This window comes from Streptomyces sp. NPDC005576 (assembly GCF_042871745.1).
Classification (GTDB): domain Bacteria; phylum Actinomycetota; class Actinomycetes; order Streptomycetales; family Streptomycetaceae; genus Streptomyces.
In genome coordinates this window covers 67,299-87,168 of the sequence record NZ_JBIAJC010000006.1, presented here as the reverse complement: position 1 = coordinate 87,168, position 19,870 = coordinate 67,299, and the positions used below count along the sequence as shown (strand labels likewise).

The following is a 19,870-nucleotide window of genomic DNA, read 5'->3' as shown; positions in this document are numbered from 1 at the left end:
CCAGACACCAGGAGACCGATCCCGATGACGCTCCCGCTCTCGCACGCCCAGCAGCGGCTGTGGTTCCTGCACCGCCTGGAGGGGCCGAGCCCCACCTACAACCTCCCCCTCGCCCTCCGGCTCACCGGACGGCTCGACGAGGCGGCCCTGCGCGCCGCGCTCGCCGACGTCACCGAACGCCACGAGATCCTGCGCACCGTCTACCGCGCGGTCGAGGGGGAGGCCGAGCAGATCATCCTCCCCCTCGCCCGGCCCGCCCTCGACGTGCGGACCGCCGGGACGGAGGAGGAGCTGGACCGTGCCCTGGCCGAGGCTGCGGAGTACGCCTTCGACCTGGCCGAGGAGATACCCGTGCGGGCCACCCTCTTCCGGCGCGCACCCGAGGACCACGTCCTGCTCCTCCTCGTCCACCACATCGCGGCCGACGGCTGGTCGCTCGGCCCGCTCGGCGCCGACCTGCGCACCGCCTACACCGCCCGCCTCGAAAACCGCGCCCCCGACTTCGCCGAACTCCCCGTCCAGTACGCCGACTACGCCCTGTGGCAGCGCGAAGTGCTCGGCGACCCGGCGGACCCTTCGAGCGTCGCCGCCGGTCAACTCGCCCACTGGAAGCGCGAACTGGCCGGCCTGCCCGAGGAGCTGGAGCTCGACACCGACCGCCCGCGCCCCGCCGTCCCCACCCACCGGGGCGGGACCGTCCCGCTCACTGTGGACGCCACCACCCACACCCGGCTGCTCGCCCTCGCCCGCGAACGGGGTGCCACCCTGACCATGGCCGTCCAGGCCGCCGTCGCCGCACTGCTCTCCCGGCTGGGCGCCGGCACCGACATCCCGCTCGGCTCCGCGGCGGCGGGACGGGGCGACGAGGCGCTGGACGATCTGGTGGGCTTCTTCGTCAACACCCAGGTGCTGCGCGCCGACCTCTCCGGGAACCCGTCCTTCGCGGAGCTGCTGACCCGTGTCAGGAACACCGCACTCGCCGGATACGACCACCAGGACCTGCCCTTCGACGCCCTGGTGGAAGCCCTCAACCCGGCCCGCTCGCCCGCCCGGCACCCCCTCTTCCAGACCATGGTCGCCCTCCAGACCACCGGGGACGGCGACTTCGCCCTCCCCGGCCTGGAGGTGCGGGCGCTCGACGTCCGCCCCGCCATCGCCCAGTTCGACCTGTCCGTCACCCTGCGCGAGCGGTACACGGAGAGCGGCGAGCCCCTCGGGCTGGCCGGCTGGATCGAGTACAGCGCGGATCTCTTCGACGCCGAGCGGGCCCAGTCCCTCGCCGACCGGCTCGCCCTGCTGTGCCGGGCCGTGGCCGCAAATCCCGGTCTCCCTCTGGACGAGGTGGAGATCCTGTCGCCCCAGGAGCGCCGCCGGGTGCTCCACGACTGGCAGGGGCCGTCCGTCGAGGAGCCCTCGGGAAGCGTGCCCGAGCTCTTCCGGGCCCAGGCCGCCGCCAACCCCTCACGAGTCGCCGTCAATTGTGCGGGAGAGTCGCTCACCTACGGTGAACTCGACGCCGCCACCGACCGGCTGGCGGGACACCTCCTCACCCTCGGCGTCACCCGGGAGAGCCGGGTCGCGATCCTCCAGGACCGCTCGGTCGACCTGGTCGTCTCGCTGCTGGCCGTCCTCAAGGCGGGCGCCGTCTACGCCCCGCTCGACCACCGCGCCCCGACGGCGCGGATGTCCGCGATGCTCACGGACACCGGGGCGCACGTCCTGCTGACCGACCGGGCCAGTGCCGGACAGCCGATCCTGGAACAACTCCCGTCCGGTATACGGAAGGTGATCGTCGTGGACGATCTCCCCGTCTCCGACGGAGAGCGCGGCGACGCACCACTGACCGCGGTCCACCCCGACCAGCTCGCGTACGTGATGTACACCTCCGGGTCGACCGGCGTCCCCAAGGGCATCGGCATCACCCACCGCTCCGTCCTCGCCTTCGCCCGGGACACCCGGTGGCGCGAGCGCCCGGCCCCCGAGCGTGTCCTGCTCCACTCGACCGTCGCCTTCGACGCCTCCACCTACGAGCTGTGGGTGCCGCTGCTGAACGGCGGAACGGTCGTCGTCGCCCCGCCCGGTGACCTCGACGCGGCCGCCTACGCCCGGCTGATCCGCGAGGAGCGGCTGACCAGCGTCCTGCTGACGGCCGGCCTGTTCCGAGTGCTGGCCGAGGAGGACCCGGCCGCCTTCGCCCCGCTGCGCGAAGTGCTCACCGGGGGTGACGTCATCTCCGCCCACGCCGTCCAACGCGTGCTGGACGCCTGCCCGGACACCGTCGTACGACCCACCTACGGGCCCACCGAGACCACCCTCTTCGCCACCGAGCACGCCCTGCGGGCCCCGCACCGGACGGGCACCGCGGTACCCATGGGCCTCCCGATGGACAACACCCGCGCCTACGTCCTCGACGCCCGGCTGCGGCCGGTGCCGCCCGGTGTCACGGGCGACCTCTACCTCGGGGGTGCGGGCCAGGCCCGGGGCTACACCGGCCGGGCGGGACTCACCGCCGAGCGGTTCGTGGCGGACCCGTTCGCCACCGAGTCCGGCGCCCGGATGTACCGCACCGGCGACCTGGTGCGGTGGACCCACGACGGTCTGCTCGACTTCGTCAGCCGGGCCGACGGACAGGTGAAGATCCGGGGCTTCCGGATCGAGACGGCCGAGGTCGAGGCCGTTCTCGGCCGGCTCTCCGGCGTGGCCCAGGCCGCGGTGCTGGCGCGGGAGGACCGCCCCGGCGACAAGCGCCTGGTCGGCTACGTCGTCCCGGCCGCCGGCGCCGCCCCGCTGGACCGGGACGCCCTCGCGGGTGAGCTGCGGGCCGCCGCCAAGGCCGCCCTGCCCGAGTACATGGTGCCCAGCGCGTTCGTCCTCCTCGACACCCTGCCGCTGACCCCCAACGGCAAACTCGACCGCAAGGCCCTGCCGGCACCCGACGTCTCCTCCCGGCCGGCCGGGAGGACGCCCCGGACCGAACGGGAACGCACGCTCGCCACCCTCTTCGCCGACGTCCTCGGCGTCCCCGATGTCTCGCTCGACGACGACTTCTTCGGCCTCGGCGGCCACTCGCTGCTCGCCACCCGGATCGTCGGCCGGGTCCGCTCGGTGCTCGGCGCGGAACTCGGCATCAGGGAGTTCTTCGACCACCCGACCGTCGCGGGACTCGCCGCCCTGCTCGACGGCGCCCCGCAGGAGGCGAACCCCCGCACCGGCTCCGGGGCGTCCGCCGCCCCCGGAACCCTGCCGCGCCCCGAGCGGCTGCCGCTCTCCTTCGCGCAGCAGCGGCTCTGGTTCATGCACCGCATGGAGGGGCCCAGCCCCGTCTACAACCTGCCGATGGCGCTCCGCCTGGAGGGTCCGCTCGACCGGGCGGCGCTGGACGCGGCGATCGGCGACCTCGTCGGCCGCCACGAGGTGCTCCGTACCGCGTTGGTGGAGGGCGACGCCGCACCGGCCTACCAGGTGGTCCTGCCGGGTGCCCGGCCCGAACTCGCCCTCCGTGCATGCACCCTCGCGTCGCTGCCGGGCGAACTGGCCTCCGCCGCGGCCCATCCGTTCGACCTCGCTCACGAACTCCCGCTCCGTACCACCTTGTTCGCTCTCGCGCCGGAGCTGCACGTGCTGCTGGTGGTGGTCCACCACATCGCCGCGGACGGCTGGTCCATGGGCCCGCTCGCCACCGACCTGGCCGCCGCCTACGCGGCGCGCCGCGAGCACGCCGCCGCCCCCCGATGGGACGGACTGCCCGCGCAGTACGCCGACTACGCCCTCTGGCAGCGGGCCCTCCTCGGCACCCACGACGAGCCGACCCCGCTCGCCGAGGCCGAGTCCGCGTACTGGCGCGAGAGACTCGCAGGGCTCCCCGACGAGCTGGAACTCCCCTACGACCGGCCCCGGCCGGCGGTCCCCAGCCATCGGGGCGACGCGGTGGAGTTCGGCTGGGACGCCGAGTTGCACGGACGGCTCCTGGGCCTCGCACGGGACCGGGGGGCCACCCTCTTCATGGTCCTCCAGGCCGGGCTCTCGGCCCTGCTGAGCCGACTCGGCGCGGGCGGCGACATCCCGCTCGGTACCGTCGTGGCGGGCCGGACCGACCAGCGGCTCGACGACCTGGTGGGCTTCTTCGTCAACACCCTCGTGCTGCGTACCGACACCTCCGGCGATCCCGCCTTCGCGGAGATCGTCGACCGGGTGCGGGAGACGGACCTGGGCGCCTTCGCCCACCAGGAACTCCCCTTCGACCGGATCGTCGAGATCCTCAACCCGGCCCGCAGCAGGGCCCGCCACCCCCTCTTCCAGACCACCCTGGTGCTCCAGAACAACGCCGCCGCCGACTTCCGGATGTCCGGTCTGGACGTCTCCGTCGAGGAGACCGACGTCGATGTCGCCCAGTTCGACCTGCAGTTCAACCTCACCGAACGCCACAACGCCGACGGATCGCCGGACGGGGTCGGCGGCGCGGTGGTCTTCGCCACCGACCTCTTCGACCGCCCCACGGTCGCCGCCCTGGCGGGCCGGCTGGTCCGGCTGCTGGCCGACGCGGCCGCCCGCCCCCACGCACCGCTCTCCACGCTCAACCTGCTCTCCGAGGACGAGCACGAGCGCGTCACCCGCACCTTCGGCGGCCCCGCCCGCCCCGTGGCCGACCGGGGACTCGCCGAGATCTTCGAGACCCACGCGGCCCGGACCCCCGACGCGGTCGCCGTCGCCGCCGCTACCGGAGACCTGACGTACGCCCAGCTGAACACGCGGGCCAACCGCCTCGCGCACCGGCTCATCGAGCTGGGAACCGGCCCCGACCGGGCCGTCGCCACCCTGCTCGGCCGCTCCGCCGACGTCGTCGCCACCACCCTCGGCATCGTCAAGGCGGGCGGGACGTACGTCCCCCTCCCCTCCGGCTACCCGGTCGAACGCATGGCCTTCGTCCTCGAAGGCACCCGCGCCGGCGTCCTGGTGGTGGACCCCACCCTCCGCGACCACGAACTGGTTGCCAGGGAACGGGAACGTGGCACCCGGATCGTCATGACCGACGACCCGGACCTTCAGACGGAATCCCCGGAGAACCCGGCCACCGCCTGCCACCCCGACCACCTCGCGTACGTCATCTACACCTCGGGCTCCACGGGCACCCCGAAGGGAGTCGCGGTCACCCACCGCAACATCGCCGACCTCGCGGCCGACGCCTGCTGGGACCCCGGCGCCCAGCGGCGCGTCCTGATGCACGCCCCGCACGCCTTCGACGCCTCCACCTACGAGCTGTGGATCCCGCTGCTCACCGGCGGTACCGTCGTCGTCGCCCCGCCCGGGGACCTGGACACCCGCGCCTACGCCCGGGTCATCACCGAACAGGGCGTCACCTCGGCCCTCTTCACCCCCGTGCTCTTCAACCTCATGGCGCAGGAGGAGCCCGGCGCGCTCGGCCGGCTGCGCCAGGTGTGGACCGGGGGCGACAACGTACCGGTCACCGCGATCCAGCGGGCCCTGGACCACTGCCCCGACACGGAGGTGGTGGCCACCTACGGCCCGACCGAGACCTCGGTGATCTGCAGCTGGCACCCCATGCGCTTCCCGCACCGGGTGGGCCGCTCGGTCCCCATCGGCCGGGCCATGGACAACACCCGGCTGTACGTCCTGGACGAGCACCTCGCACCGGTACCCGTGGGGGTCGCGGGCGAACTCCACATCGGCGGCCCTTCGCTGGCACGCGGCTACCTCGGGCAGCCGGGGCTCACCGCGACCCGGTTCGTCGCCGACCCGTTCACGGACGAGCCCGGCGCGCGCATGTACCGCAGCGGGGACATGGTCCGCTGGCTCGCCGACGGCACCCTGGAGTTCGTCGGCCGGGCGGACGGACAGGTGAAGGTACGCGGCTTCCGCGTCGAACTCGGCGAGATCGAGCAGGCGCTCAAGGACCCGGGCCTTCTCCAGGTGGCCGCGGTGGTGCGCGAGGACCGCCCCGGCGACCGCCGGCTGGTGGCCTACCTGGTCCCCGTGCCCGGCCGGACCGCCGACACCGCCGCCACCCGCGAGCGCCTGTCGGCCCGGCTGCCGGACTACATGGTGCCGTCCGCCTTCGTGGTGCTCGACGCGCTGCCGCAGACCCCCAACGGCAAGCTGGACCGCCGGGCCCTGCCCGCGCCGCCGACCGCCACGACGGACGGACGGCCGCCCCGCACCGACCTGGAACGCGCGCTCTGCGCGCTCTTCGCCCAGGTGCTCGGCGTACCCGAGGTCTCGGTGGACGACGACTTCTTCCGGCTCGGGGGGCACTCCCTGCTCGCCACCCAGCTGGCCGGCCGGATCCGCCGGACCGTGCACGACGGCATGGGCGTCGGCACCCTCTTCGCCGCACCGACCGTCGCCGCGCTCGCCCAGGTGCTCACCGGCACGGCAAGCGGCAGCACGGCGGGCGGCGGTGCGGCGGCCGGTGACGACGAGGCCGACAGCACCTTCGAGACGGTTCTCGCCCTGCGCCCGGAGGGGGACGCGACCCCGCTGTTCTGTGTCCACCCCGGCGGAGGCATGGGGTGGTGCTACGCCGGGCTGGCCCGGTACATCGGCTCCGACACCCCCCTCTACGCCTTCCAGTCGCGCGGACTGGCCCGCCCGGAGCGGCTGCCCGACAGCGTGGAGGAGATCGCGGAGGATTACCTCCGGGAGATCCGCCGCGTCCAGCCGCACGGCCCCTACCAGCTGGCCGGCTGGTCCTTCGGCGGGGCGGTGGCTCACGCGATCGCGTCGCTGCTGCACAGCGCGGGGGAGAGGGTGACCCTGCTCGCCCTGCTCGACTCCTACCCCGGCGGCTCCAACGGCGAGCACGAGGTGATGGACGAGCGGTCCGTCCTCACCCTCGCCTTCGACGGCGTCGACGTGCTGGAAGGCGCGGCCGACGACGGTCTGCCCGTCCGCCCCGCCCGGGTGCTGGAACTCCTCCGCGACAGGGGCAGCATGTTCGCCGCTCTGGACGAGCGGGCGATCGCCGCACTGATGGCGGTGACCGTCAACAACGTCCGGTTGATGCGCGCCTTCACCCCGCAGCCCTACCCGGGAGAAGCGCTCTTCTTCCAGGCGGGCCGCGAGCAGATCACCGCCGTTGAGGCGAAGGGCCTCTGGGCCCCGTACACCGGGCGCCTCGTGCACCACGTCGTCGACAGCGGCCACGCCGGCATGACCGGCGCGGACTCCCTCCAGGTGATCGGCCCGGTGATCGCGGCCCGGCTCACGCCCGCGCCCGCGTCGGTCCCGGCCGCCCCGGAGCCCGTCGTCCCCGCCCGCCTCCCCGCCGAGTCCGGGCTCTCCCTGACGGTCTGAGCCGTCCCCGCCCAGCCCTGCCCGCCCCGCACCCGTCCTGTCCCGCTCCCGCAGCGGCACGTACCCCGAAAGGCTCACCATGTCCCGCTCGATCCTGCTCGACGCCGTGCAGACGGGCATCGAGGTCCCGACGTTCACCTCCTCGCCGGCCGCCCAGGCCACCCGGGGACTCCGTCCGGCCCAGGTGCACCGGTACGACCTCTCCCCGGCGGAGGCGCGGGCGGCACTCGCCCTCGCGGAGCAGTGCTTCCACGAGTACCGCCACGTCAGCGACCCGCGGTTCCTCGCCGACGTGAGCGTCCTCGCCCACGAACTCCCGCGCGCCCTGCGGCTGGCGGTCAACGCGGCCCGGCTCGACGACCGCAAGCACGGGCTGGTCATCGGCCGCAACCTCGTGGACGACGACGGCATCGGGCGGACCCCGCTGGGCTGGCAGCACGCCGACACCCGGGCCAGCCGCACCCACGCCTTCCTGATCATGCTCTACGGGTCGCTGCTGGGCGACGTCGTCGGCTGGGCCACCCAGCAGGACGGGCGCATCGTGACCGACGTCGTGCCGACCCCCGGCATGGAGCAGAGCCTGGTGAGCTCCAGCAGCACCACCGAGCTGGGCTGGCACACCGAGGACGCCTTCTCCCCGTACCGCGCGGACTTCGTGGGGCTGCTCTGCCTGCGCAGCCCGCAGCTCACCGCCACCACCATCGGCCACCTGGACCTGGAGGCGATGCCGGAACGCGTCGCCAGGGTGCTGCGCCGGCCGCGCTTCCACATCCTCCCCGACACCTCCCACGAGGCCGCCCTCAACACCGATCCCGCCGCCGCCGGCCGCGCCGACGCCTTCGGACGGCTCGACCGGGTCCGCCGCGAACCCCCGCTCGTGGCGCTGCTGGAAGGCCACGCGGACGCCCCCGTGCTCCGTATCGACGGCGACTTCGTGGTCGCGGCCGAGGGAGACCCGGAGGCCGCCGCGGCCCTCGACTGGCTCGTCGGCCACCTCGGCGACAGCCTGTACGACTTCCCGCTCGCGGCCGGCGACATGGGCTTCATCGACAACCGGAACGTCGTGCACGGCCGCCGTCCGTTCACCCCCCGCTACGACGGCACCGACCGCTGGCTGAAGCGGGTGAACGTCGTGGAGGACCTGCGGCGCACCCGCCCCGGCCGACCGTCCGCAGCCAGCCGTGTCATCGGCTGACCCGCTCATCCACCGGAGGCAGACATGACCGACGACCCGACCCGCGCCGTCACCCGCGCCCTGGGCGACATCGAACCCGCCCTCCTGGAGGACTGGTTCAGGACCCGCTACTTCGACGCCCGCGTCGACATATCCAGTTCGGGCATGCAGAACTACTCGCTCGGCGACCTGCGCTCGATGCTCGGCATCGAGGTGTCCGAACTCGACCGGCTGGCCTTCCGCGACAGCCCCTCGCTCGGCTGCGAGCCGCTGCGCGCCGCGATCTCGGACCGGTACGCGCCCACCCGTCCGGAACGCGTGATGGTGACGCACGGGTCCACCGAGGGGATCTTCCTCGCGCTCTCGGCGGTGGTGAGGCCCGGCGACGAGGTCATCGTGCTCAGCCCGGTCTACCAGTCGCTCTCCTCGGTGGCGTCCGCCCTGGGCGCGACCCTGCGGATCTGGGAGCTTTCCGGGCAGGACGACTTCGAGCCCGATCTCGACCGCCTCGCGGCCCTGATGACCCCGCGCACCCGCGCCGTGGTCGTCAACTTCCCGCACAACCCCACCGGCGCCATGCCCGACCAGGCCGGCTACCTCCGGCTGCTGTCCCTGGTGGAGAACGCCGGGTGCTACCTCTTCTGGGACGCGGCCTTCGGTGAACTCGTCTACGACCGCGCCCCGCTGGCCGACCCCGCCACCCTCATCGACCGGTGCGTCTCCTTCGGCACCATGTCCAAGGCCTTCGGCCTCCCCGGCCTGCGCATCGGCTGGTGCATCGCTCCGCCGGACGTACTGGAGGCGATGGTCAAGCTGCGTGACTACGTCACCATCAGCACCTCCCCGCTCAACGAACTGCTCGCCACCCGGGTCATGGAGAACGTCGAGAGCGTCGTGGGCCCGCTGCGCGAGCAGGCGCGGTTCAACCGGCTGCTGCTCACCTCATGGGCGGCGGACCACACCGGGCTCGTCGGGATGCCGCTGCCGCACGGGGGAGTGAGCGCCTTCCCGGTCTTCCCCGCCCTGACCGACACGGTCGCCCTCTGCGACAAACTCCTCACCGACCACGGCGTCCTGCTGGTCCCGGGCATCTGCTTCGGCCACCCGGACCGGGTGCGGCTCGGCTTCGGCGGCCCCCACGGGGAGTTGCAGGAAGGGCTCGCCGCGGTCGCCGAGGTGGCGGCCGAACTCTCGGCGGAGACGCTGGGCGTCCGGTGACGGGACCGTACCGCCGGGAGGGCACCGGGCCTCCGCACCGGCTTGTCATCGGTTGTCATGCGGCAGCCGGGACAGCTTCCCCGGGGGACCTCCGATCCTCGAAACCACTCCCCACCTGCGACGGACCGCACAGATGCCAACGGCCGCACCATGGCTGACAATCCGCAGTCGGAGGGGGCAGGGAACCAGCTGACAGGATTTTAAAGATTTCCTGTCAAGATCTGGCATCTCAATTGGCAGGGTGTGCTTAGATAGCTGTCATCAGGAGGGGCGGTGCGGAAAGCACCGGACTCCTGGGGCTGGCGTCGTCCCTCGCGCCGGAACTGCACCACGGCGCGACAACGCGCCGCCCGACGGGCGGCGCGCCCAGGCGATGGACGGTCCGAAGGACGAATGATGAACCAGGAAACCGCAACGGCCCCCGCCGCGACCGCAGGTCGGGCGGAGATCGCCGGCCACGGCCGGACCGCCGGTCCCGACCGGATTGCCGGTCGTGACGGGTACGCCGGACCGGACGGCGCCGCCACCGTCGCCGGCGCGGTCGGCCCGGAGCGCCCCGCATTCCTCTGGCGCGAGCTGCTGGACCGGCTCGCGGTGGCCGGGGCCGAGGACCTCCCGCCCGCGGACGCCACGGACCGCCGGGAGTTGCGGCGCCTGCTCGGTGAGCGCGAGGCCCGCACTGGGGCCTGTATGGGGTTGGCCCGCGGCGTCGCGGAGCTGGACACGCACGCTCGCAGCGTTGCCGAAACGCCCTGGTAGCTCCGCTACAAGGCCGCTCCGGCGCCTTGCGATCGCACGCACCCAGCCCCACTCCTCCATCCGCGCGACCATCCCGTACAGGCCCTGACGGCTGACCTGGCCGAATCGCCCTTCTTGACATCACAGCTGTGCGCCGCGCGTGTCGCGGCGGGATCGAGCACGCCCACCCATGCCTTCCCCTGCCGGGGTCCGAGAACCAGGAGTTCTGTCATGACCCGTTCACTGCGTGCCCTCTCCGTCGCCACCCTCGCCGCTTTCGCCCTCTCCGGTGCCGCAGCGCTCTCCGGAGCCGCCGCACTCGACATCGAATGGCCGGTGGCCCCGCAGAGATCGGTGTCGGCCGCCTCCGCCCCGGCCGGCATCGAATGGCCCGCGGCCCCCAGCACCACCACGTCGGACACCGCCACGCCCGCCGGTATCGAGTGGCCGGCGCCCCCGGCCGGCTCCACCACCAACAAGATCGAATGGCCGTAACCCTTCCGTCCCCTGCTTGTCAGGGCTTGTCAATGTGAATGACACGACCGTGCCCGAGAGGGAGTCCATGCTCACCGAAGTCAGAGCCCCCGCCACGGCCCTCCCCCGAGTCCTCGGGGTGAGCACCGCCAACCCCGAGACCAGTTACAGCCAGGACGACATCCTGCGGATCTTCGGCATCGACGACCCGACCATCGTCTCCGTCTTCCGCAACAGCCACATAGAGAAGCGCCACCTCACGCTCCCGCCCCCCGGTCCGGACGGTCTGCCCGTCCTGGAGACGCAGGGCCAACTCCTGCGCAAACACCGTGACAAGGGCATCGAACTCGCCTCCGAGGTACTGCTGAAGTGTCTCGCGGAGGTCGGCGCCGGCCTGGAGGACCTCGGTTACCTCTGCTGCGTCACCTCCACCGGCCTGCTGACCCCCGGCTTCAGCGCCCTGCTCATCCGGGAACTCGGCATCCCCGTCACCTGCAGCCGGCTCGACGTGGTCGGCATGGGCTGCAACGCGGGGCTCAACGGCCTGAATCCCACCGCAGCCTGGGCCTCCCGCAATCCCGGCAAGCTCGCCGTGATGATCTGCGTGGAGAGCTGCTCCGCCGCGTACGTCTTCGACGGCACCATGCGTACCGCGGTGGTGAACGGCCTCTTCGGGGACGGGGCGGCGGCGGTGGCGGTCCGGGCCGACGACGGCCTCGCGCCCGGCGGCTCGGGACCCCAACTCCTCAACTTCACCAGCCTGATCATCCCCGAGGCGGTCGACGCGATGCGCTTCGACTGGGACGACGACCACGGCAAGTTCAGCTTCTTCCTCGACCGTGACGTCCCGTACGTCGTCGGCGCGCACGCGGAGCAGGCGATCGACAACCTGCTGGCCGGCACCGGTCTGCGCCGCGCCGACATCGCGCAGTGGATCGTCCACTCCGGCGGCAAGAAGGTCATCGACGCTGTCAAGGTCAATCTCGGACTGACCTCGCACGACGTCCGCCACACCACCTCGGTGCTGCGCGACTACGGAAACCTCTCCAGCGGCTCCTTCCTCTTCTCGCTGGACCGGCTGCGCGCCGAGGGGACGGTCGCGCCCGGCGACCACGTGGTCCTGATGACGATGGGTCCCGGTTCCACGATCGAGAACGCCCTCGTCCGCTGGTGAACGATCCGGCCCCGACCGGGACGGCACACCTGTCCGGGCCGGCACCGGAAGCCCGGCCCACCGTCCATGCCCCGCACACCGTCCAGTCCCGCGCGCTCAGCCCGACGCGCGTGCCCAGCCCCGCCCCGCCCGGCCGCCGCGCGTAACCGCGCACCCCGTACGCACCCGCACCGCCCCGCACCCGCACCGCACCCTCCACGGTCGCCCCTCTGGACGGCACTCCCCGACAGGACGGTACTTCTGATGGCTCCGCAGACTCAGTTCTCCCTCGCGGGAATCGAGCTCTCGACGACGATCGACAGCGCCGCGGCTCTGCCCGATCTCGTCCGTACGGTCACCGACATCTGCGGCCGCGCCGAGGACGCGCCCGAGGGCGGGGCGCTGCTGCTGCGCCTCACCGGCACGGCCTCCGACGATCACACCGCCGGCTTCACCGGCGCCGCGTTCACCGGTGTCCACCAGGTCAACAAGTGGGAGCGCGCCCTGCGGCGGCTCGAGCGCGTACCGGTCGCCACCGTCGCCGTCGCGACCGGCGACTGCTCGGGTCCGGCCGCCGACGCCCTGCTCACCACCGACTACCGCATCGCCGGATCCGGCCTGCGCCTGCGCCTGGCCGCGGTCGGCGGTACGACCTGGCCGGGCATGGCCCTCTACCGGCTCGCCCAGCAGATAGGCGTCGGCCGGGCGCGCCGTCTCGCGCTCTTCGGCATCGAGATGACGGCCTGGCAGGCCCTGGAACTCGGACTCGTCGACGAGGTCAGCGACGACACCGAGTCCGCTCTCTCCGTCGCCCTCCACGGGCTCACCGGCGAGCGCGGCCAGGACGTCGCCGTGCGCCGCCGCCTGCTCATGGACGCCTCCTCGATCAGCTTCGAGGACGCCCTCGGCCCGCACCTGGCCGCCTGCGACCGCTCTCTGCGCCGCGCGGTCGCGGCCTCCTGAGGTGACGGTGACGACATGCCCAGAGACCTTGCCGAGCAGATGAGGGAGAACGCCATGACCGCCGGCCGCCCCGTCCCGGCCCGTCCGGTGGCCCCGGACCGGGCTCCGCACCTCCGCGGCGACTTCGACGCCGACGCCGCCGCGCTCAGCCGGTACCTCGAAGGGCTCCAGGAACGCGTCGACCGGCTCCCCGCCCGCCCCGACCGGGGCGAGGCGGACCGGCGGGCCGCCGACCGCGACCTGACGGCCGGCCGCCGCGCCCGGATCGCCTTCATGCGTACGCACGGCGAGCGACTGCACCAGGAACTCACCGACGGTGGACGCCGGTCGGCACGGATCGAGGAGCTCGCCCTGAGCGCCGCCGACCGCGTGCCCGGCCTGGCGCCCACCGCCGCCCGCCTCGCCGGGGAACGCACCCACGTGCAGTCCGCGAAGGACGGGCACGAGATCGACCAGGGCATCCTGCTCTGGGGCATGCTCCGCTCGCCCGGCGCGGGTCTGCGGATCGTCGAGTCGATGCTGGAACCCACCCCCCGGGCCCTGGCCGCGCTGCCCGCCTTCCGCAGCGCCGGTGAACTCGACCTCGGCACCGTCCACCTGAAGCGGGAGGGCGGCACCACCACCCTCACCGTCAACAACCTCCGCTATCTCAACGCCGAGGACGACCACCTCGCGGAGGACCTGGAGACCGCCGTCGACCTGGTGCTGCTCGACGAGGAGAGCCACGTCGGCGTGGTACGCGGCGGTGTCATGGAGCACCCCCGCTACCGGGACCGGCGCGTCTTCAGCTCGGGCATCAACCTCACCAAGCTCTACCACGGCCAGATCTCCTACGTGGACTTCCTGATCCGCCGCGAACTGAGCTACATCCACAAGCTGATCCGCGGCATCCGGTGGCCCGAGGGCGCCGACCCGCTCAGCCCGGACGGCATCGTGGAGAAACCGTGGATCGCCGCGGTCGACGGCCACGCGATCGGCGGCGGGATGCAGTTGCTGCTCGCCTTCGACCGGGTCATCGCCGACACCGGGGTGCACCTCAGCCTGCCGGCCCTCCAGGAGGGCATCGTGCCGGGCGTCGCCAACCTCCGGCTCGGCAGGCTCATCGGCCCCCGCGCCAGCCGTCAGGTCATCCTAGGAGGCCGCCGCATCGAGGCGGACGAGCCCGACGCCCTGCGGATCTGCGACTCGATCGTCGAACCCGAGCAGATGGACAAGGCGGTCGCCGAGGCCGCCGAGACGCTGGACGACCCGGCCGTCGCCCCCAACCGCAGGATGATCAACCTCATCGAGGAGCCGGTCGACGCGCTCCGCGCCTACATGGCCGAGTTCGCCCTGGAGCAGGCCCGCCGCCTCTACAGCGACGACGTCATCGGGAACATCGAGCGCACCTGGCTCAGCCGCCGGCGCGGAGCGGAGACCTGAGATGTCCGTGACCACCCTGCCCGCCGCCGCGGCGGCGCTGGAGCGGGAGTCCCTGCACCCCGCCCTCGCCGACCCGGTGCTCTCCTCGATGAACTTCCTCAACGAGGTGATGACCCGCTTCCCCGACGCGATCTCGTTCGCCCCCGGCGCCCCGCACGACAGCTTCCTGGCCGAGGTCGACGCCGGACGGCACATCGAGAGCTACCTCGCCCACCGCCGGGCCACCGCCGGACCCGACGCCGAGTACCGGCTCTACCGCTACGGACCCGCCGCCGGCCAGATCAACGACCTCGTCGCCCGCCAGCTCCGCCTGGACGAAGGCATCGTGGCCGCCCCCGAGTCCATCGTGGTGACGGTGGGCTGCCAGGAGGGCATGTTCATCACTCTGCGGGCCCTGCACGCCGGACCCGACGACGTACTGATCGTCCCCGAACCCTGTTACGCGGGAGTGGTGGGCGCGGCCCGCCTGCTCGGCATCCCGCTGCGCACCGTCGACCAGACGGACGGGACCCTCGACCCCGAGCAGATCACCCGGGTCTGCGCGGAGATCCGCGCGGAGGGCCGCCGGCCCCGCGCCCTCTACCTCGTACCCGACTTCGCCAACCCGTCCGGGGCGCGCATGGATCTGGCCGCCCGCAGGGGCCTCCTGGCGCTGGCCGACGAAGAGGACCTGCTGCTCCTGGAGGACAACCCGTACGGCTTCACGGCCGCTCCGGGCAGCGAACTGCCCACGCTCAAGGCCCTGGACACCGCCCGGCGGGTGATCTACCTGGGCACCTACGCCAAGGTGTGTCTCCCCGGCGCCCGGGTCGGCTTCGTCGTCGCCGACCAAGAGGTACGGGACGCGGCGGGCGGCACCCGCACGCTGGCCCACGAGTTGACCGCGATCAAAAGCATGATCACCGTCAACACCTCGCCGATCAGCCAGGCCGTCGTCGGCGGCATCCTGGTGGAGGAGGGCGGTTCGCTGCGGAACCTCGCGCACCGCAAGGCGGCGTTCTACCAGCGGAACCTCGCCGCGCTGCGCACCGCGCTCGACCACCACTTCCCGCCCGCCCTGCGGAGGAGTTCCGGCGTGGACTGGCAGGTCCCCGAGGGCGGCTTCTTCCTGATGATGACCGTCCCGTTCGAGGTCGACGAGGAACTGCTGGAAGCCTGTGCCCGCGACCACGGGGTGCTGTGGACCCCGATGCGCCAGTTCTACGTCGGATCCGGCGGCAACCGCAGGCTCCGGCTCTCCTTCAGCTACCTGGACGAGGCGCGCATCCACGAGGGCGTGGCCCGGCTCGCCGCCTTCGTCCGCGGTCGCCTCGTCCCGGCGGCCCAGCCCGACCGCGAGGCCCACCCGGACCACACGGCCATCCCCGGCCACGCGGCCCACCCCGGCCACCCCGCGTCCGCGGGCCGCCCGGACGTGTGCCGCCCCTCGGTGAGATCTTCGTCCGTCCTCTGAGCGGACCGCGGCCGACATCCAGTCGGCCCTGGTCCGCCGGACCCACCCAGCGAGACCGACCGTGCCCACGGCCCCCGCACACACCCGCGCGAGGGCAACCAGCTTACGGAGGAGGAGACATGACCGCTCGATTGGCGCACCGCGCCCTGCCGGCGACCCCCGGCGACCGGGGGGTGCAGCGGCCCGGCCCGATGAACATGCACAAGTACCGGCCCTATACGCCGATCGGACTGCCGGACCGCACCTGGCCCGATCGCAGGGCGGAGCACGCTCCCCTCTGGTGCAGCGTGGACCTGCGCGACGGCAACCAAGCGCTCGCCGACCCCATGGACGTCGGCCGCAAGCGCCGCATGTTCGACCTGCTGACCGGGATCGGCTTCAAGGAGATCGAGGTCGGCTACCCCACGGCGTCCCGCGACGACCACGCCTTCGTCCGCCACCTCGTCGACACCGGCGCGATCCCGGACGACGTGGTGGTCCAGGTGATGACACCGATGCGGGAGGAGTTCATCTCCCGCACCGTCAGCTCGCTGAGGGGCGTCCCGCGCGCGGTCCTCCAGGTGTTCAACCCGACCTCCGAGGTGCAGCGGCGGCTGGTCTTCCGCAAGGACCGCGCGCAGATCCTGAGGATGGCGCTGGAGGGGGCCGAACAGGCCCTCCGCCTCCAGGACTCCCTGCCCGGCACCGAGATCTACCTCCAGTACGCCCCCGAGTCGTACACCCAGACCGAACCCGAGTACGCGCTGGAGATCTGCAACGCCGTCCTGGACCTCTGGGCCCCGCGCGCGGCCCACACCCTGCGCGTCAACCTGCCGGCCACCGTCGAGGTCTTCCCGCCGCAGGAGTTCGCCGACCGGATCGAATACGTCCACCGCAACCTGCTCCACCGCGAGCGCACCCTGCTCAGCGTCCACCCGCACAACGACCGGGGCAGCGGGGTGGCCGCCGCCGAACTCGCCGTTCTCGCCGGGGCCGACCGGGTGGAGGGCACCCTCTTCGGCAACGGGGAACGCACCGGCAACGTCTGCCTGGTGACGCTCGCCATGAACCTCTTCTCCCAGGGTGTGGACCCGATGCTGGACCTGCGCGACATCGACGCCGTCCGCAGAGTGGTGGAGTCCGCCAACCGGATGCCCGTGCCGGCCCGCCACCCCTGGGTCGGGGACTACGTGTACACATCCTTCGCCGGTTCGCACCAGGACGCCATAGCCAAGGGACTGCGCGCCCGCAGCGCCTCCGAGGAGGACCTCTGGGACGTCCCGTACCTGCCGGTCGACCCGCAGGACGTCGGCCGGGACTACAAGGCGCTCATCCGCATCAACACCCAGTCCGGCAAGGGCGGGATCGCCCATCTGCTGGCCACCGACTACGGCATCGAGCTGCCCCGTCGCCTCCAGATCGACTTCGCGGCCGTCATGCAGTCGGTCTGCGAACGCACCGGGGGCGAGATCACCTCGGACGAGCTGTGGAAGCACTTCGCCGACACCTACGTCCGCCCCGGCGTCGGCGGCGTCGAGGAGTCGGGCCCGCTGCGGGCCGGTCGGTCCCCGGAAGAGATCGAAGCCTGGATCGCGGCCGGGCACGGTCTGCGCGCGACGGTCGAGGGTCTGACCGTCACCCGGTCCGGCGAACCGCTCAACGCGGTCACCGTCGCCTGCGAACTCGTGGTCGACTCACGCACCCACTGGGGAGTCGGCATGGCCGACGACGAGGCGGAGGCCCTGACCCGGGCCGTACGGGCCGCCGCCCGGACAGCCACCGAGACGCTCAAGACACTCCCCGAACCGCTCGGGATCGCCGCCGAACCGCGGACCGTCGAAGCGCGCACCACCCAGTCCCATGCCTCGGAGCAGAGATGACCACGCCGACCGCGTACCCCCGACTGACCCTGGCCGAGAAACTCTGGGACCGGCACACGGTGAGCTCCCGCGAGGGCGAGCCCGATCTCCTCTACATCGACCTCCACCTCACCCACGAGGCCACTTCGCCGCAGGCATTCGACGGACTGCGGCTGGCCGGCCGCCCCGTACGCCGCCCGGAGCTGACTCTGGCCCTGGAGGACCACAACGTCGCCACCGCGCCGGTGGACGTGCCCGACCCGGTCAGCGCACGGCAGTTGCAGACGCTGCGCACCAACTGTGCGGAGCAGGGCGTCGAGTTGTACTCGGTGGGTCATGAGCGCCAGGGGATCGTGCACGTGGTGGGTCCCGAACTCGGCCTGGTGATGCCGGGGATGACCGTCGTCTGCGGAGACAGCCACACCTCCACCCACGGCGCGTTCGGTGCGCTCGCCTTCGGCATCGGCACCAGTGACGTGGAACACGTCATGGCGACGCAGTGCATCGAGATGCCGCGCCCCCTGACGATGAGCGTCGAATTCGCGGGCGAACTCCCCCCGGACGTGGGCGCCAAGGAGATGATCCTCGCGCTCATCGCCGAGATCGGGCCCAACGGGGCGCAGGGACACGTCGTGGAGTACCGGGGCGCCGCGGTGCGCGGGCTCTCGATGGAAGGCCGCATGACGGTCTGCAACATGAGTGTGGAAGCCGGTGCCCGTGCGGGACTGATCGCTCCCGACGAAACCACCTTCGCCTACCTCCATGGCCGCCCGCACGCCCCGGCGGGACCGGACTGGGAGAGCGCGACCGCCGACTGGAAGACCCTGGGCACCGACGCCGGAGCGCGGTTCGACCGCGAGGTCGTCGTGGACGTCGGCCGGCTCACCCCCCTCGTGACCTGGGGCACCAACCCGGCCCAGAGCGTGCCGCTGGACGGTGTGGTGCCCGACCCGGAGGGGGTCGCCGACCCGCTGGAGGCCGCCGCCGCCCGCAGGGCCCTCGCGTACATGGGGCTGCGGCCCGGCACCCGGATGCGGGACGTCCCGATCGACGTGGTCTTCCTCGGCTCCTGTACCAACGGGCGAATCCAGGACCTCCGTTCCGCCGCCGAGGTGCTGCGCGGACGCAAGGTCGCCGGTGGCACCCGGTTCCTCGTCGTCCCGGGATCCGCGCGGGTCAGGCTGCAGGCGGAGGCGGAGGGGCTGCACGAGGTCTTCCGGGAGGCGGGCGCCGAATGGCGGCTCCCCGGCTGCTCGATGTGCCTCGGCATGAACACCGACCGGCTGACCGGCCCGCAGCGGTGCGCCTCCACGTCCAACCGCAACTACGAGGGGCGGCAGGGCTCCGAGGCCCGTACCCACCTGGTCTCGCCCGCGGTGGCCGCAGCCACGGCGGTCGCCGGCCGACTGGCCGCGCCCGCGGACCTGCCCCGCTGAACCGCCCCTCCGGCGCCTCCCTCCGACCCCTTCCTCCCGAGAGGACGCAGACCACCCATGGAACCCTTCGCCCGCCACCGGGGCACCGCGGTCGCGCTCCGGCGCGACGACATCGACACCGACCAGATCCTCCCGGCGGAGTTCTGCAAGCGGGTCACCAAGTCCGGTTACGAGGACGGGCTGTTCGCCCGCTGGCGGGAACAGGGGGACCCGGTGGTCGTCTCCCGCCGGTACGCGGACGCCTCCGTGCTGCTGGCAGGACGCGACTTCGGGATCGGCAGCTCGCGCGAGCACGCCGTCTGGGCGCTGCGCGACGGTGGCTTCCGGGCCGTCGTCGCCACCGGCTTCGGCGACATCTTCCGGCGCAACGCGCTCAACAACGGCCTGCTGCCGGTCGATCTCCCGGCCCCCGTCGTCACCGGCCTGATGGACCTGGCCGAGGAGGCGGACGGCGGGCTTACGGTGACCGTGGACCTGACGGAGAACCGGCTCCTGTGGGCCGGTGGCTCGGCGGCCTTCGAGGTCGAACCGCGAGCCCGCCGACGCCTGCTCGAAGGGCTCGACGCCATCGCCGAGACGCTGCTTCGACGGCAAGCCGTCGAAGCGTACGAGGCGACCCGCCCGGGCTGGCTGCCGCGCGTACCGCGGACCGCGGCTGCCCCGTAGGGGGCGTCGGGCCGCAGGTCGGTG

General features: G+C 72.7%; 12 protein-coding genes. All 12 read left to right on the top strand.

What is annotated here, in order from left to right:
• The first annotated feature begins 24 nt into the window (after positions 1-24).
• The 12 genes from ACFYPN_RS12350 to leuD all read left to right on the top strand — a co-directional run bounded on the left by ACFYPN_RS12350 (position 25) and on the right by leuD (position 19,846).
• On the top strand, positions 25-7,311 hold the full coding sequence (locus ACFYPN_RS12350; protein ID WP_358756463.1) for an amino acid adenylation domain-containing protein: 7,287 nt from the start codon (positions 25-27) through the stop codon (positions 7,309-7,311).
• A gap of 79 nt (positions 7,312-7,390) precedes the next feature.
• On the top strand, positions 7,391-8,506 hold the full coding sequence (gene gntD / locus ACFYPN_RS12345; protein ID WP_358756465.1) for a guanitoxin biosynthesis L-enduracididine beta-hydroxylase GntD: 1,116 nt from the start codon (positions 7,391-7,393) through the stop codon (positions 8,504-8,506).
• A gap of 24 nt (positions 8,507-8,530) precedes the next feature.
• Positions 8,531-9,703: a capreomycidine synthase gene (gene vioD / locus ACFYPN_RS12340; RefSeq protein WP_358756466.1), complete on the top strand. Its 1,173-nt coding sequence runs from the start codon at positions 8,531-8,533 to the stop codon at positions 9,701-9,703.
• Positions 9,704-10,096: 393 nt separating this feature from the next.
• Entirely contained in the window at positions 10,097-10,462 is a 366-nt protein-coding gene (locus ACFYPN_RS12335; RefSeq protein ID WP_389297995.1) for a hypothetical protein, read from the top strand.
• Positions 10,463-10,672: 210 nt separating this feature from the next.
• Positions 10,673-10,936, top strand: coding sequence for a hypothetical protein (locus ACFYPN_RS12330; RefSeq protein ID WP_358756470.1), 264 nt, complete (start codon positions 10,673-10,675; stop codon positions 10,934-10,936).
• 67 nt (positions 10,937-11,003) lie between these two features.
• Positions 11,004-12,089 (top strand): 3,5-dihydroxyphenylacetyl-CoA synthase DpgA, encoded by a 1,086-nt coding sequence (gene dpgA / locus ACFYPN_RS12325; RefSeq protein WP_358756472.1) that lies wholly within the window; start codon positions 11,004-11,006, stop codon positions 12,087-12,089.
• Between the two features lie 243 nt (positions 12,090-12,332).
• On the top strand, positions 12,333-13,031 hold the full coding sequence (gene dpgB, locus ACFYPN_RS12320) for an enoyl-CoA-hydratase DpgB (RefSeq protein ID WP_358756474.1): 699 nt from the start codon (positions 12,333-12,335) through the stop codon (positions 13,029-13,031).
• 15 nt (positions 13,032-13,046) lie between these two features.
• A complete protein-coding gene (locus tag ACFYPN_RS12315) occupies positions 13,047-14,453 on the top strand; it encodes an enoyl-CoA hydratase/isomerase family protein (protein WP_358756476.1) in 1,407 nt (468 codons plus the stop codon).
• Between the two features lies 1 nt (position 14,454).
• Positions 14,455-15,906, top strand: coding sequence for a PLP-dependent aminotransferase family protein (locus ACFYPN_RS12310; protein WP_358756477.1), 1,452 nt, complete (start codon positions 14,455-14,457; stop codon positions 15,904-15,906).
• Between the two features lie 119 nt (positions 15,907-16,025).
• Entirely contained in the window at positions 16,026-17,765 is a 1,740-nt protein-coding gene (locus tag ACFYPN_RS12305) for a 2-isopropylmalate synthase (RefSeq protein ID WP_389297992.1), read from the top strand.
• Positions 17,762-19,180 carry a 3-isopropylmalate dehydratase large subunit gene (gene leuC / locus ACFYPN_RS12300; protein WP_358756481.1) on the top strand — a complete coding sequence of 473 codons (1,419 nt, stop codon included), beginning with the start codon at positions 17,762-17,764 and terminating at the stop codon, positions 19,178-19,180. Before ACFYPN_RS12305 ends, leuC begins: the two co-directional genes overlap by 4 nt.
• A 57-nt stretch (positions 19,181-19,237) precedes the next feature.
• Positions 19,238-19,846, top strand: coding sequence for a 3-isopropylmalate dehydratase small subunit (leuD, locus tag ACFYPN_RS12295; protein WP_358756483.1), 609 nt, complete (start codon positions 19,238-19,240; stop codon positions 19,844-19,846).
• Positions 19,847-19,870 lie beyond the last annotated feature (24 nt).

Excerpts from the sequence above, each read along its gene's own strand:
- ACFYPN_RS12350 (WP_358756463.1), top strand. The coding sequence starts at position 25 with ATGACGCTCCCGCTCTCGCACGCCCAGCAGCGGCTGTGGTTCCTGCAC.
- gntD (WP_358756465.1), top strand. The coding sequence starts at position 7,391 with ATGTCCCGCTCGATCCTGCTCGACGCCGTGCAGACGGGCATCGAGGTC.
- vioD (WP_358756466.1), top strand. The coding sequence starts at position 8,531 with ATGACCGACGACCCGACCCGCGCCGTCACCCGCGCCCTGGGCGACATC.
- ACFYPN_RS12335 (WP_389297995.1), top strand. The coding sequence starts at position 10,097 with ATGATGAACCAGGAAACCGCAACGGCCCCCGCCGCGACCGCAGGTCGG.
- ACFYPN_RS12330 (WP_358756470.1), top strand. The coding sequence starts at position 10,673 with ATGACCCGTTCACTGCGTGCCCTCTCCGTCGCCACCCTCGCCGCTTTC.
- dpgA (WP_358756472.1), top strand. The coding sequence starts at position 11,004 with ATGCTCACCGAAGTCAGAGCCCCCGCCACGGCCCTCCCCCGAGTCCTC.
- dpgB (WP_358756474.1), top strand. The coding sequence starts at position 12,333 with ATGGCTCCGCAGACTCAGTTCTCCCTCGCGGGAATCGAGCTCTCGACG.
- ACFYPN_RS12315 (WP_358756476.1), top strand. The coding sequence starts at position 13,047 with ATGCCCAGAGACCTTGCCGAGCAGATGAGGGAGAACGCCATGACCGCC.
- ACFYPN_RS12310 (WP_358756477.1), top strand. The coding sequence starts at position 14,455 with ATGTCCGTGACCACCCTGCCCGCCGCCGCGGCGGCGCTGGAGCGGGAG.
- ACFYPN_RS12305 (WP_389297992.1), top strand. The coding sequence starts at position 16,026 with ATGACCGCTCGATTGGCGCACCGCGCCCTGCCGGCGACCCCCGGCGAC.
- leuC (WP_358756481.1), top strand. The coding sequence starts at position 17,762 with ATGACCACGCCGACCGCGTACCCCCGACTGACCCTGGCCGAGAAACTC.
- leuD (WP_358756483.1), top strand. The coding sequence starts at position 19,238 with ATGGAACCCTTCGCCCGCCACCGGGGCACCGCGGTCGCGCTCCGGCGC.